The sequence below is a fragment of the Streptomyces sp. NPDC046862 genome (assembly GCF_040704615.1).
Lineage (GTDB): Bacteria > Actinomycetota > Actinomycetes > Streptomycetales > Streptomycetaceae > Streptomyces.
This window is the reverse complement of record NZ_JBEYXP010000106.1, coordinates 1-14,924: the sequence shown is the minus strand read 5'-3', so window position 1 is coordinate 14,924 and position 14,924 is coordinate 1. Positions and strand designations below refer to the sequence as shown.

Annotated in this window: 15 protein-coding genes; 12 read left to right on the top strand and 3 right to left on the bottom strand. The window is 72.5% G+C overall.

The genetic code is table 11. The features are described 5' to 3' along the window. Positions 1-236: 236 nt before the first annotated feature. The 8 genes from AB0959_RS52210 (at position 237) to AB0959_RS52175 (ending at position 7,352) form a co-directional block, all read left to right on the top strand. Positions 237-1,091: a GNAT family N-acetyltransferase gene (locus tag AB0959_RS52210; protein WP_366834069.1), complete on the top strand. Its 855-nt coding sequence runs from the start codon at positions 237-239 to the stop codon at positions 1,089-1,091. Between the two features lie 145 nt (positions 1,092-1,236). Next, positions 1,237-1,806: a GNAT family N-acetyltransferase gene (locus AB0959_RS52205; RefSeq protein ID WP_366834068.1), complete on the top strand. Its 570-nt coding sequence runs from the start codon at positions 1,237-1,239 to the stop codon at positions 1,804-1,806. A gap of 116 nt (positions 1,807-1,922) precedes the next feature. Next, a complete protein-coding gene (locus AB0959_RS52200) occupies positions 1,923-3,626 on the top strand; it encodes a proline--tRNA ligase (protein ID WP_366834067.1) in 1,704 nt (567 codons plus the stop codon). Positions 3,627-3,828: 202 nt separating this feature from the next. Beyond that, the gene (locus tag AB0959_RS52195) at positions 3,829-4,173 is read left to right on the top strand and encodes a hypothetical protein (protein ID WP_366834066.1); all 345 of its coding nucleotides are present in this window, start codon (positions 3,829-3,831) and stop codon (positions 4,171-4,173) included. Continuing rightward, complete coding sequence (locus AB0959_RS52190) at positions 4,173-5,270, top strand: FAD:protein FMN transferase (RefSeq protein ID WP_366834065.1); 1,098 nt, start codon at positions 4,173-4,175, stop codon at positions 5,268-5,270. Before AB0959_RS52195 ends, AB0959_RS52190 begins: the two co-directional genes overlap by 1 nt. Then, positions 5,267-5,851 carry a ferric reductase-like transmembrane domain-containing protein gene (locus AB0959_RS52185; RefSeq protein ID WP_366834064.1) on the top strand — a complete coding sequence of 195 codons (585 nt, stop codon included), beginning with the start codon at positions 5,267-5,269 and terminating at the stop codon, positions 5,849-5,851. Before AB0959_RS52190 ends, AB0959_RS52185 begins: the two co-directional genes overlap by 4 nt. Continuing rightward, positions 5,848-7,122 carry an NADH-ubiquinone oxidoreductase-F iron-sulfur binding region domain-containing protein gene (locus AB0959_RS52180; RefSeq protein ID WP_366834063.1) on the top strand — a complete coding sequence of 425 codons (1,275 nt, stop codon included), beginning with the start codon at positions 5,848-5,850 and terminating at the stop codon, positions 7,120-7,122. Before AB0959_RS52185 ends, AB0959_RS52180 begins: the two co-directional genes overlap by 4 nt. An 8-nt stretch (positions 7,123-7,130) precedes the next feature. Next, positions 7,131-7,352 (top strand): ferredoxin, encoded by a 222-nt coding sequence (locus tag AB0959_RS52175; protein ID WP_366834062.1) that lies wholly within the window; start codon positions 7,131-7,133, stop codon positions 7,350-7,352. A 21-nt stretch (positions 7,353-7,373) separates the two neighbouring features. On the opposite strand, the gene AB0959_RS52170 is transcribed toward AB0959_RS52175, so the two are convergent. From AB0959_RS52170 to AB0959_RS52160, 3 genes are read right to left on the bottom strand one after another with little or no spacing between them, the layout of a single operon-like run. Then, positions 7,374-8,300 (bottom strand): aminoglycoside phosphotransferase family protein, encoded by a 927-nt coding sequence (locus AB0959_RS52170; RefSeq protein WP_366834072.1) that lies wholly within the window; start codon positions 8,298-8,300, stop codon positions 7,374-7,376. 38 nt (positions 8,301-8,338) lie between these two features. Next, positions 8,339-8,821: a ferritin-like domain-containing protein gene (locus tag AB0959_RS52165; protein WP_366834071.1), complete on the bottom strand. Its 483-nt coding sequence runs from the start codon at positions 8,819-8,821 to the stop codon at positions 8,339-8,341. Between the two features lie 5 nt (positions 8,822-8,826). Then, positions 8,827-9,345, bottom strand: coding sequence for a hypothetical protein (locus AB0959_RS52160; RefSeq protein ID WP_366834061.1), 519 nt, complete (start codon positions 9,343-9,345; stop codon positions 8,827-8,829). Positions 9,346-9,684: 339 nt separating this feature from the next. On the opposite strand from AB0959_RS52160, the gene rimP reads away from it, so the two are divergent. The 4 genes from rimP to infB all read left to right on the top strand — a co-directional run bounded on the left by rimP (position 9,685) and on the right by infB (position 14,881). Next, positions 9,685-10,194 (top strand): ribosome maturation factor RimP, encoded by a 510-nt coding sequence (gene rimP, locus AB0959_RS52155; protein ID WP_366834060.1) that lies wholly within the window; start codon positions 9,685-9,687, stop codon positions 10,192-10,194. 2 nt (positions 10,195-10,196) lie between these two features. After that, positions 10,197-11,207 (top strand): transcription termination factor NusA, encoded by a 1,011-nt coding sequence (nusA, locus tag AB0959_RS52150; protein WP_366834059.1) that lies wholly within the window; start codon positions 10,197-10,199, stop codon positions 11,205-11,207. Positions 11,208-11,308: 101 nt separating this feature from the next. Further along, positions 11,309-11,590, top strand: coding sequence for a YlxR family protein (locus AB0959_RS52145; protein WP_366834058.1), 282 nt, complete (start codon positions 11,309-11,311; stop codon positions 11,588-11,590). Positions 11,591-11,767: 177 nt separating this feature from the next. Beyond that, positions 11,768-14,881, top strand: a complete 3,114-nt coding sequence (gene infB / locus AB0959_RS52140; protein WP_366834057.1) for a translation initiation factor IF-2 — start codon at positions 11,768-11,770, stop codon at positions 14,879-14,881. Positions 14,882-14,924 lie beyond the last annotated feature (43 nt).

Sequence of the window (14,924 nt, the reverse complement as noted above, 5' to 3'; positions counted from 1 at the left end):
GCCCCCCCCTCACCCAGGGGGGTCTGGGGGCGGAGCCCCCAGGGACAGGATGGGACGGGTAGGGGCGGCGGGGGCGAGGAAAACCGGCCGCGCCCCGACACCACAACCGCACCCCCCACCACACCCATCCCACCCCCCACCCCTCCCGCCCGGAGGGCACCCCATCGAGGCGGCGCGCCACAAATTCGACAGGTACAGTGCGGAGATCAGCAGCTCCCAGGGTGAGGCCCCCGTACGTGTTGACCCAGACGACCACCAGGGTCCTCGAACCGAGTGACCTGGACGCCGCACTCGCGGTCCTCGACCGCGAACCCGTCGCGAACGCCTTCGTGACCTCGCGCGTGCAGGTCGCCGGCCTGGACCCCTGGCGTCTCGGCGGCGAGATGTGGGGCTGGTACGAGGAGGGCATGCTCACCAGCCTCTGCTACGCGGGTGCCAACCTCGTCCCCATCTGCGCCACCCCCCGCGCCGTACGCGCCTTCGCCGACCGTGCCCGCCGCGCCGGCCGCCGCTGTTCCTCCATCGTCGGCCCCGCCGAATCCACCGCCCGGCTCTGGCGTCTGCTCGAACCCAGCTGGGGCCCCGCCCGCGAGGTCCGCGCCCACCAGCCCCTCATGGTCACCGACCGGCTCCCCGCCACCGATGTCGTCGCCCCGGACCCGTACGTCCGCCGCATCCGCAAGGACGAGATGGAGACGATCATGCCGGCGTGCGTGGCGATGTTCACCGAGGAGGTCGGGGTCTCACCCCTCGCCGGTGACGGCGGGCTCCTCTACCAGGCCCGGGTCGCCGAACTCGTCGGCTCCGGCCGCTCGTTCGCCCGCCTCAACGCGAACGGCAAGGTCGTCTTCAAGGCGGAGATCGGCGCGGCCACCGCCCTGGCCTGCCAGATCCAGGGCGTCTGGGTCGCCCCCGAGTACCGCGGCCAGGGCCTGGCCGCCCCCGCCATGGCCGCCGTGCTCCGCTACGCCCTCGCCGACGTGGCCCCCGTGGCGAGCCTGTACGTCAACGACTTCAACACCGCGGCCAGGCGCACGTACCACAGAGTGGGCTTCCAGGAAGTGGGCGCGTTCATGAGCGTGCTGTTCTGAGCTCCTGAAAGGGGCGCGGGGCTGTGACATCGTGCGGCTCCGCGTGGGCGCGAGCAACCACGGCCACCGTGCAGTTGACCGAGAACCCGCAGTCCCCAACAGTCCCCGGCGCAACCCTGCGGAGCGCCCAGGTAGTCTCCCCGGCATGCTGCGCTTCCCCGGACAGGGCCCCCGCAACCCCGACGACGTGGTCATCGGCCCGCTGGATCTCGCCGCGCGCGTCGACGAGGCGCTCGCCGTGCAGGCCCTGGCCTTCGGGCTCGGTGCCGACGAGGTCGCCGTCCGCCGGCAGATCGTCCTGAGGCACCTCACCTACCCGGGAGCCCGGGCGCTCGGCGCCACCACCCCCCAGGGCCGGCTCGTCGGCTTCGTCTACGGCATGCCCAACAACCGTGCGCACTGGTGGTCCACCGTCGTCGAACCGTATCTGCGCGCCCGCGGCAACGAGCAGTGGCTGGACGACTCCTTCGTGATCACCGAACTGCACGTCCACCCGCACTACCAGAACCACGGCATCGGCCGCTCCCTGATCACCACCATCACGGACGGCGCCACCGAACCCCGCTCGATCCTCTCCGCGATCGACACCGACAGCCCGGCCCGCGGCCTCTACCACTCTCTCGGCTACGAGGACCTGGCCCGCCAGGTGCTGTTCCCGAGCGCCCCCAAGCCGTACGCCGTCATGGGCGCCCCCCTGCCGCTGCGCAGCCGCTAGACAAAGCCCGGCTGCTAGACAAAGCCCGGCTGTGGGTACCCGGCCAATTTCCACCGACAAGGACGGCCCGGCTAACCTCCTTGGCATCATCCTTACGCAGCAGGAGTACGAGCATCATGGCGAACGCACCGGTCCAGCGCATGTCCCAGTTGATGGCGAAGACGCTGCGCGACGACCCCGCCGACGCCGAGGTCCTCAGCCACAAGCTGCTGGTCCGCGCGGGCTACGTCCGCCGCACCGCCGCGGGCATCTGGTCCTGGCTGCCGCTCGGCAAGAAGGTCCTCGCCAACGTGGAGCGGATCGTCCGCGAGGAGATGGACGCGATCGGCGCCCAGGAGGTGCTGCTGCCCGCGCTGCTGCCGAGGGAGCCGTACGAGGCGACCGGCCGCTGGAGCGAGTACGGCCAGGAGCTCTTCCGCCTCCAGGACCGCAAGGGCGGTGACTACCTCCTCGGCCCCACCCACGAGGAGATCTTCACCCTGCTCGTGAAGGACCAGGCGTCCTCCTACAAGGACCTGCCGGTGATCCTCTACCAGATCCAGACGAAGTTCCGCGACGAGGCCCGCCCGCGTGCCGGCATCCTGCGCGGCCGCGAGTTCCTGATGAAGGACTCGTACTCCTTCGACGTCGCCGACGAGGGCCTCGCCGAGTCGTACGACCTGCACCGCCAGGCCTACCAGAAGGTCTTCGAGCGCCTCGGTCTCGACTACCGCATCTGCGCGGCCACCGCCGGCGCCATGGGAGGCTCCAAGTCCGAGGAGTTCCTCGCCCCGGCCGCCGCCGGCGAGGACACCTTCGCGGACTGCCCCGCATGCGACTTCGCCGCCAACACCGAGGCGATCACGTACGAGTTGAAGCCGGTGGACGCGGCGGACGTGCCGGCGGCCGAGGACATCCCGACCCCGGACACCCCGACCATCGAGACCCTCGCCGCCTCCCTCGGCGTCCCGGCCTCCGCCACCCTCAAGAACCTCCTCGTGAAGGTGGACGGCGAGATCGTCGCCATCGGCGTCCCCGGTGACCGCGAGGTCGACATGGGCAAGGTCGAGGCGCACTTCGCCCCGGCGGTCGTCGAGATGGTCACCGAGACGGACTTCGCGGGTCGCCCCGACCTGGTGCGCGGCTATGTCGGCCCGCAGGGCCGCCAGGAGAAGCTCACGTACATCGCCGACCCGCGTGTGGCCCCCGGCACGGCCTGGATCACGGGCGCCAACAAGGCGAACACGCACGCCAAGAACGTCGTCGCGGGCCGTGACTTCGAGGTCGACGCCTACGTCGACGTCGTGGTCGTCCAGGAGGGCGACCCGTGCCCGAACTGCGGCACCGGCCTCAAGCTCGACCGTGCCATCGAGATCGGCCACATCTTCCAGCTCGGCCGCAAGTACGCCGACGCCCTCAAGCTCGACGTCCTCGGCCAGAACGGCAAGCCCGTCCGCGTCACCATGGGCTCGTACGGCATCGGCGTCTCGCGTGCCGTCGCGGCACTGGCCGAGCAGAGCGCCGACGACCAGGGCCTGTGCTGGCCGAAGGAGGTCGCCCCGGCCGACGTCCACGTGGTCGCCGCGGGCAAGGCGCTCCAGACCGAACTGGCCCTCGACGTCTCCGAGAAGCTGCGCGCCGCCGGTCTGCGCGTCCTGGTGGACGACCGCGCCGGCGTCTCCCCGGGCGTGAAGTTCACCGACGCCGAACTCATCGGCGTCCCGCAGATCCTGGTGGCCGGCCGCCGCTCCGCCGAGGGCGTGCTGGAGCTCAAGGACAGGAAGACCGGTGAGCGCGAGGAGCTCACGGTCGATGAGGCGATCGCGCGCCTGGCGGCGTAACGACGCCTGGTGGGAGGCCGGTTGGAGGCGCGCCGCACCCAGCGCCCCACCGGCCGCGTCACCGGCCGCCTCATTTAAAGGGGCCTCTCAGACAGTTCTGTCGCGGCATATGGGCGCCTCACAGACTTCTCCCAGGCTGCTCCCCGACCGTGGGACGTGACGACACCACGTCGTTACGGATTCACGGAGGGGAGCAGCAGCGATGACTGGCAGAGAACGGGGACCCGCCGCGGCGGTGCGCGGAGGCGCCCGGCGTACGGCGGCAGCGGCAGCGGCGGTGACGCTCGCGGCGGCGGCCGGGATGTTCGCGCTGATCGGCACGATGCAGGCGGACGCGGAGGCTACGGCGAACTCGTCGGGCAAGGGAACGACAACGACCTCGTCGTCCTCGTCCTCGGGTTCCTCCTCGGGTTCTTCGTCGGACTCGACCGCCGACTCTTCCTCCAACTCTTCCTCCAACTCGTCTTCCTCGGACCTCCAGTCGTCCTCCGACGGCATGACCTCGCCCTCCGGTGACTCCGCGGACTCCACCTCGGGGGCGTCGTGATGAGCACCGCTGTCCGTTCCACGGCCGCCGCGGACTGGCGGGCCCTCGGTACGAGCGTCCGTCTGGTCGTCACGGACCCGGCCCTGCTGGACTCCTGCAACCTGCTGCTGGCCAGGCACCTGGCCGAGGTGGACGCCACGTGCAGCCGCTTCCGCGACGACTCGGAGCTGGCCGCGCTGGACTCCGCACAAGGGCGCCCGGCGCGGGTGAGCCCGATGCTGGCCGAGGCGCTGGCGGTGGCGCTGCGCGCGGCCCGGGCGACCGACGGAGCCGTGGATCCCACGGTGGGCTCGGCGATGAACGCCATCGGTTACGACCGCGACTTCCGCCTGATCGAGGAGGACGACCGACCCGTACGGCTGACCGTGCGCCCGGTCCCCGGCTGGCGCCTGGTGAGGCTGGACCGCGAGACCAGCACGGTCACGGTCCCGCCCGGCGTCCGCCTCGACCTCGGCGCCACGGCCAAGGCCTGGGCGGCCGACAAGGCGGCGGAGCTCCTCGCGCGGACGGCGGGCTGCGGCGTCCTGGTCGGCCTCGGCGGCGACACGGCGGTCGCGGGCGAACCCCCGGCGGGCGGCTGGCGCATCCGCGTCCAGGACGCCACGGCCCCGGTCGACGAGCTGCCGCCCCGGGGCCCGTACGCCACGGTCGGCATCCGCAGCGGCGGCCTGGCCACCTCCGGCACCACGGCCCGCCGCTGGCGCCGAGGCTCCCAGGAACTCCACCACATCATCGACCCGGCCACGGGCCACCCCGCCGCCACCCCGTGGCGCACGGTCTCGGTGGCAGCCGCTACCTGCGCCGACGCCAACGCGGCCAGCACAGCGGCCCTGGTGAAGGGCGAGGGCGCGCGGAAGTGGCTGTCCAGCCTGGGCCTCCCCGCACGACTGGTGGCATACGACGGCACGGTCGTCACGGCGAAGGGGTGGCCCCCATCAGCCCGTCCGGCGTTTGAGGGCGAGGCCGTTCAGGCCGGTCGGGGGTCCGGGGGCGGAGCCCCCGGGGTCGGGACGGGAAGGGGCGGCGGGGGCGACACCCTCGCACCGGCACCCACCCTCGCACCGGCACCCGCCCCCCACCCGGAGGCGACCCAATGACCGACTCCTCGATCCTCTGGTACGCCAACCGAGCCACCGGCGCCGTATCCCTCGTCCTGTTCACCCTCGTCGTCCTGCTGGGCACAGCCGTCCGCCTCCGCACCCGCCTCCCCGGCCTGCCCCGCTTCGGCACGGTCTCCCTCCACCGCACCCTCTCCCTCTCGGCCACCGCCTTCCTCGTCCTCCACGTCGTGGCCGCGGTCGCCGACGGCTACGTCAACATCACCGTCCTCGACGTCCTCGTCCCCTTCGTCTCCGCCTACCAGCCCCTCTGGCTGGGCCTCGGCACGGTCGCCCTCGACCTGATGCTCGCCGTCCTCGTCACCAGCCTCCTCCGCGCCCGACTGGGCCACCGCACATGGCGGGCCGTGCACTGGCTCGCGTACGCCTCCTGGCCGGTGGCCCTCGTCCACGGCATCGGCATCGGCACGGACACCGGCAGCGCCTGGATGCTCTGGCTCACCGCCGGCTGCGCGGCCACCGTGCTCGCGGCCCTCGGCATTCGCACGGCCCAGGCCACCCGCGCCGCCCGCCGCACCCCGTCCACCCTCCTCCGTACGGCCGAAGGGGCACCCCAGTGACCACCACCGCCACCACGACCACCGCCCCCACCGACCGCCACCACGACGACCGCCCCGTCGACCGACACCACCTCTACATGTCCCCCCGCCTCCTCGCCCCCGGCGCCACCCCGGCCGACTTCCCCACCCACGAGAACCGCTACGGCCCCCTCACCCACGGCCACCCCACCCAACTCCTGCGCACCCTCGCCGAGTCGGGCCTCACCGGCCGGGGCGGCGCCGCCTTCCCCACCTACCGCAAGCTGGCCTCCGTCGCCGAGGCGGGCCGCCGCACGGGCCGGGCCCCCGTCGTCATCGCCAACGGCGCCGAGGGCGAGCCCGCCTCCGCCAAGGACAAGACCCTTCTGCGCCTGTCGCCCCACCTGGTCCTGGACGGCGTGCAGCTGGCCGCCGAGGCGACCGGCGCGAACGAGGCGTACCTCGCGGTCGAGGACGGTGCGACGTACTTCGAGACAGCCCTCGCCGAGCGCACCCGAGACCTCCTGCCCGTCCGCGTCGTCCGCGTGCCCAGGCGTTTCCTGTCGGGCCAGTCATCGGCGCTCACCCAGTACGTCGACGGCCGGGCCGCCCTGCCCCGCCACCAGCGCCCCCCGGTCCGCGAACACGGCGTGCACCGCGCGCCCACCCTCGTGCAGAACGTCGAGACACTCGCCCACCTGGCCCTGATCGCCCGCTACGGAGCCGACTGGTTCCGTAGCGCGGGCACCCCCGCCGAACCGGGCAGCGTCCTGTGCACGGTGCACGCCCCTGGGCGGCGCGCACAGGTCGTGGAGGCGCCGTACGGCATGCCGCTGAGCCGCCTGGTCCCGTTCGGCGGCGTCGGCGCGGTCCTGGTCGGCGGCTACCACGGCAGGTGGTTCCCGGCCGTGGACGCGGCCCGACTGGTCATCCGCGCCGACCACCTGGGCGCCGGCGTCCTGGCCGCGCTGCCCGTCGACCGCTGCGGCCTCGCCGAGACCGCCCGCGTGCTGCGCTACCTCGCCCTGGAGTCCGCCGGCCAGTGCGGGCCCTGCCTCAACGGCCTGCCACGCATCGCCGCGGCCTTCCGGACCCTGGCGGCGCCGGGCCCACAGGGCGCCACTCGCGAGGACGTCGCCCGCTGGGCCGGACTCGTCGAGGGCCGCGGCGCCTGCCACCACCCCGACGGCACGGTCCGCCTGGTCCGCAGCGCCCTCACCACGTTCGGCGGCGAACTGGACGCCCACGCCCGCGGGTACTGCTCGGCCACCGACACCACTCCCTTCCTGCCCGTCCCCGAGAACCGGAGCTGACAGCCGACATGGACACCCGACCACCTGGCACCGCCCAGCACGTCGACGTCGACCGGACCGCCTGCCAGGGCCACGGCCTGTGCGCGGAGCTCCTCCCCGAGCACATCACGCTCGACGAGTGGGGCTACCCGATCCTCGGCGAGGGCCCGGTCCCGCGCACGGCCTTGAAGAGGGCGAGGCGAGCTGCGGCCGACTGCCCCGTGCTGGCCCTGAAACTCGAACAGGCCTAGAGCGACACGCCTAAAGCCTGCCTACAGCCAGCCCGCGAACTCCAGCAACAGCTCCGCGTCCCGCGCCCGCCCCACCCGACGCGCCCGAACCCCCGACTCCACCGCCCGGAACAGCGTCCAGCCCCGCAGCCGTTCCTGGTCCACGTCCAGTGACTCTGCCAGGCGCTTCACCCGGCGCCGGGTGGTCGCCGCCCCGGAGGGCGAGGCGATCACGTCCTCCACCCGGTCCCGTACCAGCCGGGCCAGGTCGAAGGCGCACTCGCCGACCACCGGATCGGGCCCGACGGCCAGCCACGGCATCCGCTCACCGGCGAGCACCTTGCTCTGCCGGAAGGTCCCGTGCAGCAGCCGCTCCTCGGGCGGCGAGGCGAGCAACTCGACCCGCGCGGCGAGCGCGGCGTCGACCAGCGCCGCGACGTCCCGGTCGGCGGTGGCGCTCGCCCGCATCGCCTCGGCCTGCCGTCCGGTCCGCTCGGCCACGGTCTCGAAGAGGTGCCCGTCACCGTCCGGCGGCTCGACCCACAGCCGCCGCAGCACCCCCGTCGCCTCCAGCAGCGCCTTCGCCTCGGGCAGGGACCGCACCGACAGGTCCGGGTGCAACCGCTCCAGCAGCAGCACGCCCGGTGTGTCACCGGGATTGAGGAGCCGCACCGCGCCCCGCCCGTCCCAGTGGCCGAGGGCCGCCCGCTCGCTCTCCGGCCGGGCCCGGCCCGGCGCCAGTTTCAGCACGGCCGGCGTTCCGTCGAACTGCCGCACCAGCAGCACGAGGCTGCTGCGCCCGCCGGGCGCCTGGACGCGCTCGACGGTCAACTCGCGCAGCGCGACGGCCTCCCCGACCAGCTCGGGCAGCTCGTCCAGCCAGCCGCCGACCCCGTCGCCCCCGTCGACGCCGCCCTGCCGCGCCTCGGAGAGCGCCCGCACGAGGCGCTGCGGCGGTTCGAAAGCCATGCGAGCCATGTGCGAGTCGTTCCCTTCCCAGGTCGCGTTCAGGTGCGTGGTGCCGCCGAAGGGGTCGCTGTGGCCGCCCGCTCGGCGAGACCAGGGAAGGCTACGCTCCCGCCCCGCCACCGGACCGCCCGCACCGCCGCCTCGCGGAGCGCCTGGGCGGCCATACGTCTCCGGTCGCCCTCGGAGGCCCGTACGAGATCGGAGTACACGCCGGCCACTCGCTCCTCCAGCTCGGCGGCGAACCGTACGGCGGCGTCGGGGTCCGTAACGGAGAAGGGCAGCGCGTACGCGGCGTCCGCGGCCACGGGCCTGCCGCCCAGGTCCCGTACGGCCCGCACGAGTTCGTCGCGCCGGGCGCGGTGGGCGTCGTACCCCTCCCTGGCCTCCGCCCGCCTCGCCTCGCCGATGTTCCCGCCCACCACTCCGTAGCCGTACACGGCGGCGTGCTCGGCGCCGAGGGCTGCCTGCAGTGCCTTGAGCTCCCCGGCCTTCGCCGCCGTACGGTCCGCCGCGCCGGCCATCCGTCTCACTTCGCACCTTCCGTCAGCAGGAACACGTGCACCGCTCCGGCCGCGGCCACGGACGCCATCAGCCGGGCGAGTTCCCCCGGCACCGCCAGAAGTGCCTTCGTACGGCGGTCCGCGAGCTGCTTCTCGGCCGTCACCAACTCGGCGAGCGCGGCCTTCTCGTCGGCGGGGACGGGGGAGGGGCTCGCCGATCCCGACCTGGCGTCGGAGGCCGACGGCGTGGCCGAGGCCTTGCCCCCGAAGGCCTTGGCGTGCCGGACGACCTCCGCCCGCAGCGGCTCCAACAGCCCGGCCAGCGCGGGGTGCGCGGCGAGCACGGCGGTATAGCGCTCGGCGAGCGTCTCGCTGTCGCGCGCCACGCGCGCGCGTGCCCGGTCGGCGGCCGAGGGGCCGCCCCCGGTGTCCGACGCGGCCCCGGGCGAGCAGCCCACGAGCAGAACCGCGCCCGCGGCCCCGGCGAACAGGCTCCTTCTGCGCGGCCCGGCGGACGGGGTGCGCGACGGCAGGGTGAACGGCACGGCAGACGTCCTCGGAGGGTTCGTACGAACAGAAGAGCGGTGTGATCACCGTACCCGCGAGCCCCTCGAACACACGTCACCGGCTCACCCCCGCGCCCCGTAAGGGGGCACAGCCCCCTTGGGCGCGCGGGGCTGTATCGATATGCGGCTCCGCCGCGTGGGCGCGACCAGCCACCAACAACCAGCAGCCGCCAAAGCACCCGCACCCCCCGAGCTCACACGCGAACCGCCCAACCGCCGGAGGCAACCCGTGGACGGCAACACCCCCCGGGAACCGATACCCTTTGACCTGACACGCGACCTACCCACAACAGCACACGCGGCCGAGGAGTCACCCGGATGAGCACCACCCAGAGCGAGAGGCTGCGAGAACTCCTGGAACCGCTCGTACGCTCCCAGGGCCTCGATCTCGAAGAGATCGCACTGGACTCCGTCGGACGCAAGCGTGTGCTGCGCGTCGTCGTCGACTCCGACTCGGGCGCCGATCTGGACGCCGTCGCCGATGTGAGCCGCACGCTCTCGGCGAAGCTCGACGAGACGGACGCGATGGGCCAGGGGGCGTACGACCTGGAGGTCGGCACCCCGGGCGCCGAACGCGCCCTCACCGAGCACCGTCACTACGTGCGCGCCACCGAGCGCCTGGTGAAGTTCCAGTTCAGCGAAGGCGGTGACCTGGTCGCGAGGATCCTCGCCGTGGACGAGGACGGCCTCGACGTCGAAGTCCCCGGAGTCAAGGGACGCAAGGCCACCACCCGCCGCCTCGCCTTCGCCGACATCGAGAAGGCGCGCGTCCAGGTGGAGTTCAACCGCAAGGACAACAAGGACATGAAGGAAGAGGAGGAGGCGTAGCCGTGGACATCGACATGAGTGCCCTGCGGGGCTTGGTTCGGGAGAAGGAGATCTCCTTCGACCTGCTGGTCGAGGCGATCGAGTCGGCCCTCCTCATCGCCTACCACCGCACCGAGGGAAGCCGCCGTCACGCGCGCGTGGAGCTCAACCGGGAGACCGGCCATGTGACCGTGTGGGCGAAGGAGGACCTCGAGGACCTGGAGGAGGGGCAGGAGGCCCGCGAGTTCGACGACACCCCGTCGGGCTTCGGGCGGATCGCCGCCACCACCGCCAAGCAGGTCATCCTGCAGCGCCTGCGGGACGCGGAGGACGACGCGACGCTCGGCGAGTACGCCGGCCGTGAGGGCGACATCGTCACCGGTGTCGTCCAGCAGGGCCGCGACCCGAAGAACGTCCTCGTCGACATCGGCAAGCTGGAGGCCATCCTGCCCGTGCAGGAGCAGGTCCCCGGGGAGACGTACCAGCACGGCATGCGGCTTCGGTCGTACGTCGTCCGGGTGGCGAAGGGCGTCCGCGGTCCGTCCGTGACCCTTTCGCGCACGCATCCCAATCTGGTGAAGAAGCTCTTCGCGCTCGAAGTGCCGGAGATCGCCGACGGCTCCGTCGAGATCGCCGCCATCGCGCGGGAGGCCGGGCACCGTACGAAGATCGCGGTCAGGTCCACCCGTTCGGGCCTGAACGCCAAGGGCGCCTGCATCGGCCCCATGGGCGGTCGTGTGCGCAATGTCATGGGTGAGCTGAACGGTGAGAAGATCGACATCGTCGACTGGTCGGACGACCCGGCCGAGATGGTGGCGAACGCGCTGTCCCCGGCGCGGGTGTCCAAGGTCGACGTCGTCGACATGGCGGCCCGCTCCGCGCGGGTGACCGTTCCCGACTACCAGCTGTCCCTGGCCATCGGCAAAGAGGGGCAGAACGCCCGTCTCGCGGCCCGGCTGACCGGCTGGCGGATCGACATCCGCCCCGACACCGAGCAGCCGTCCGAACAGGGCTCTCCGGGTACGTCCCGGTGAGCGGGGAATAGATCCAAGCCGCAGGTCGCTTGGATCACGACAACGTCCGTTCGATTCTTGCCCCGAAGGGGTGAGGTCGGTGCGGGGAGGTAGACTGAGGAGTGTCTGGCCGGACGCGTGCCCGCGTATGCCCTGAGCGCACCTGTGTGGGGTGCCGGGAACGAGCGGCCAAGAACGATCTGTTGCGGATCGTGGCGATCGAGGAACAGTGCGTTCCCGATCCTCGCGGTACGCTGCCCGGCCGGGGTGCTTATGTACACCCGGCCCCGGTCTGTCTCGACCAGGCGGTACGCCGCCGGGCGTTCCCGAGGGCGCTGCGCGTCCCAGGGCCGCTCGACATAAAGGCGTTGCGCCATTACGTCGAGCAGACAGACAGTTGCTGAGCAGTGGTTGCGCTGAGCAGGCAACACCGTAAGACGTGTCGTACGGAACCCCGTGCGGCCAGGTACCTCGCGAGTTGGAAGTAGGTCGAGATTGCGATGAGCACTCGATGAGTACGCGATGAGTACGCCCATGAAGTAGCGACGGTCCGGCCGCAACCCGGACCTAAAAGGAGCGAAGTGGCTAAGGTCCGGGTATACGAACTCGCCAAGGAGTTCGGGGTTGAGAGCAAGGTCGTCATGGCCAAGCTCCAGGAACTCGGTGAATTCGTCCGTTCGGCGTCCTCGACGATCGAGGCGCCCGTTGTACGCAAGCTGACTGACGCCCTCCAGCAGGGCAATGGGGGCGCCAAGTCGGCCGCCCCCCGTAAGGCTGCCCCGGCGAGGCCGGCGGCGCCCTCTCCCGCGCAGGGCGCCCGTCCGGGCCCGCGCCCGGGTCCGGCGGCTCCCAAGCCGCCCGCGGCCGAGAAGCCCGCGGCCGAGAAGCCCGCGGCTGAGAAGCCCGCGGCCCAGGCCCCGGCTCCGGGTCCGCGCCCCACGCCCGGTCCGAAGCCCGCGCCGAAGCCCGCCCCGGCGGCTCCGGCTCCGGCCCAGCCCGAGTTCACGGCGCCCCCGGCGCCGCCCGCGGCCCAGAGCCCGCGTCCGGGCGCTCGTCCCGGCCCCGGTGCCCCGAAGCCCGGTGGCGGCCGTCCGTCCGGCGGTCAGGGCCAGGGGGCCCGGCCCGGTGGCCAGGGCGGTCAGCGTCCGGGTGGTCAGGGCGCACCGCGTCCCGGCGCCCGTCCGGCAGGCCCGCGTCCGGGTAACAACCCCTTCACCTCCGGCGGTTCCACCGGCATGGCGCGCCCGCAGGCGCCCCGTCCGGGCGGTGCCCCGCGTCCCGGCGGCCCGGGTGGCCGGGACGGTGCCCCGCGTCCGCAGGGCTCCGGCCAGGGTGGTCCCCGTCCGCAGGGTGCGGCCGGTGGCGGCCCGCGTCCCCAGGCTCCGGGCGGTAACCGTCCGACGCCGGGCGGCATGCCCCGTCCGCAGGGCGGCGGTCCGCGTCCCGGCGGCGGCCCCGGTGGTCCGCGTCCGAACCCCGGCATGATGCCGCAGCGTCCCGCTGCGGGCCCGCGTCCCGGCGGCGGTGGCCCCGGCGGCCGCGGTCCCGGTGGCGGCGGTCGTCCCGGCGGTGGCGGCGGCGGTCGCCCGGGTGGCGGCGGCGGCTTCGCCGGTCGTCCCGGTGGCGGCGGTGGCGGCGGCTTCGCCGGTCGTCCCGGTGGTCCCGGTGGCGGTGGCGGCGGTTTCGCCGGTCGTCCCGGTGGTCCCGGTGGCGGCGGTGGCCGTCCCGGCTTCGGTGGTCGTCCCGGTGGTCCGGGTGGCCGCGGTGGCACGCAGGGCGCCTTCGGCCGTCCCGGCGGTCCCGCGCGTCGTGGCCGCAAGTCGAAGCGGCAGAGGCGCCAGGAGTACGAGGCCATGCAGGCCCCGAGCGTCGGCGGCGTGATGCTGCCGCGCGGCAACGGCGAGACCATCCGTCTCTCCCGCGGCGCGTCGCTCACCGACTTCGCGGAGAAGATCAAGGCCAACCCGGCCTCCCTCGTCGCGGTCATGATGAACCTCGGCGAGATGGTCACCGCGACCCAGTCCGTCTCCGACGAGACGCTCCAGCTCCTCGCGGACGAGATGAACTACACGGTTCAGATCGTCAGCCCGGAGGAGGAGGACCGCGAGCTTCTCGAGTCCTTCGACCTGGAGTTCGGCGAGGACGAGGGCGACGAGGAGGACCTGGTGGTCCGCCCGCCGGTCGTCACCGTCATGGGTCACGTCGACCACGGTAAGACCCGACTGCTCGACGCCATCCGCAAGACGAACGTCATCGCGGGCGAGGCCGGCGGCATCACCCAGCACATCGGTGCCTACCAGGTCTCGACCGAGGTCAACGAAGAAGAGCGCAAGATCACCTTCATCGACACCCCGGGTCACGAGGCGTTCACCGCCATGCGTGCCCGTGGTGCGAAGTCGACCGACATCGCGATCCTGGTCGTCGCTGCCAACGACGGCGTCATGCCGCAGACGGTCGAGGCGCTCAACCACGCCAAGGCGGCCGGCGTTCCGATCGTCGTCGCGGTCAACAAGATCGACGTCGAGGGCGCCGACCCGACGAAGGTGCGCGGTCAGCTGACCGAGTATGGCCTCGTGGCCGAGGAGTACGGCGGCGACACGATGTTCGTCGACATCTCCGCCAAGCAGGGTCTGCACATCGACTCGCTGCTGGAAGCGGTCATCCTGACCGCCGACGCCTCGCTCGACCTGCGGGCCAACCCGACGCAGGACGCGCAGGGCATCTCGATCGAGTCCCGCCTCGACCGCGGCCGCGGTGCCGTGGCGACGGTGCTCGTCCAGCGAGGCACGCTGCGGGTCGGCGAGACGATGGTGGTGGGCGACGCCTACGGCCGCGTCCGCGCCATGCTCGACGACAACGGCAACAACGTGACCGAGGCGGGCCCGTCGACGCCGGTCCAGGTCCTGGGTCTGACCAACGTCCCGGGCGCAGGCGACAACTTCATCGTCGTCGACGAGGACCGCACGGCCCGCCAGATCGCCGAGAAGCGTGCGGCCCGCGAGCGCAACGCGGCCTTCGCGAAGCGCACGCGGCGCGTGTCGCTGGAGGACCTGGACAAGGTGCTGAAGGCCGGCGAGGTCCAGCAGCTGAACCTGATCATCAAGGGTGACGCTTCTGGTTCGGTCGAGGCGCTCGAGTCCTCCCTGCTCCAGCTCGACGTCGGCGAAGAGGTCGACATCCGGGTCCTGCACCGCGGCGTCGGTGCGGTCACGGAGTCCGACATCGACCTGGCGATGGGCTCGGACGCCATCGTGATCGGCTTCAACGTGCGCGCCGCAGGGCGTGCGCAGCAGATGGCCGAGCGCGAGGGTGTGGACGTCCGCTACTACTCGGTCATCTACCAGGCGATCGAGGAGATCGAGGCGGCCCTCAAGGGCATGCTCAAGCCGGAGTACGAAGAGGTCGAGCTCGGTACGGCGGAGATCCGCGAGGTCTTCAAGTCGTCCAAGCTGGGCAACATCGCGGGTGTGCTCATCCGCTCCGGCGAGGTCAGGCGGAACACCAAGGCCCGCCTGCTCCGCGACGGCAAGGTCATCGCGGAGAGCCTCAACATCGAGGGTCTGCGTCGCTTCAAGGACGACGTCACCGAGATCCGCGAAGGGTTCGAGGGCGGTATCAACCTCGGCAACTTCAACGACATCAAGGTCGACGACGTCATCGCGACGTACGAGATGCGCGAGAAGCCGCGGGTGTAAGCCTGTGGCTCGGGGCCGGGCGGAGAGGACATGTCCTCTCCGC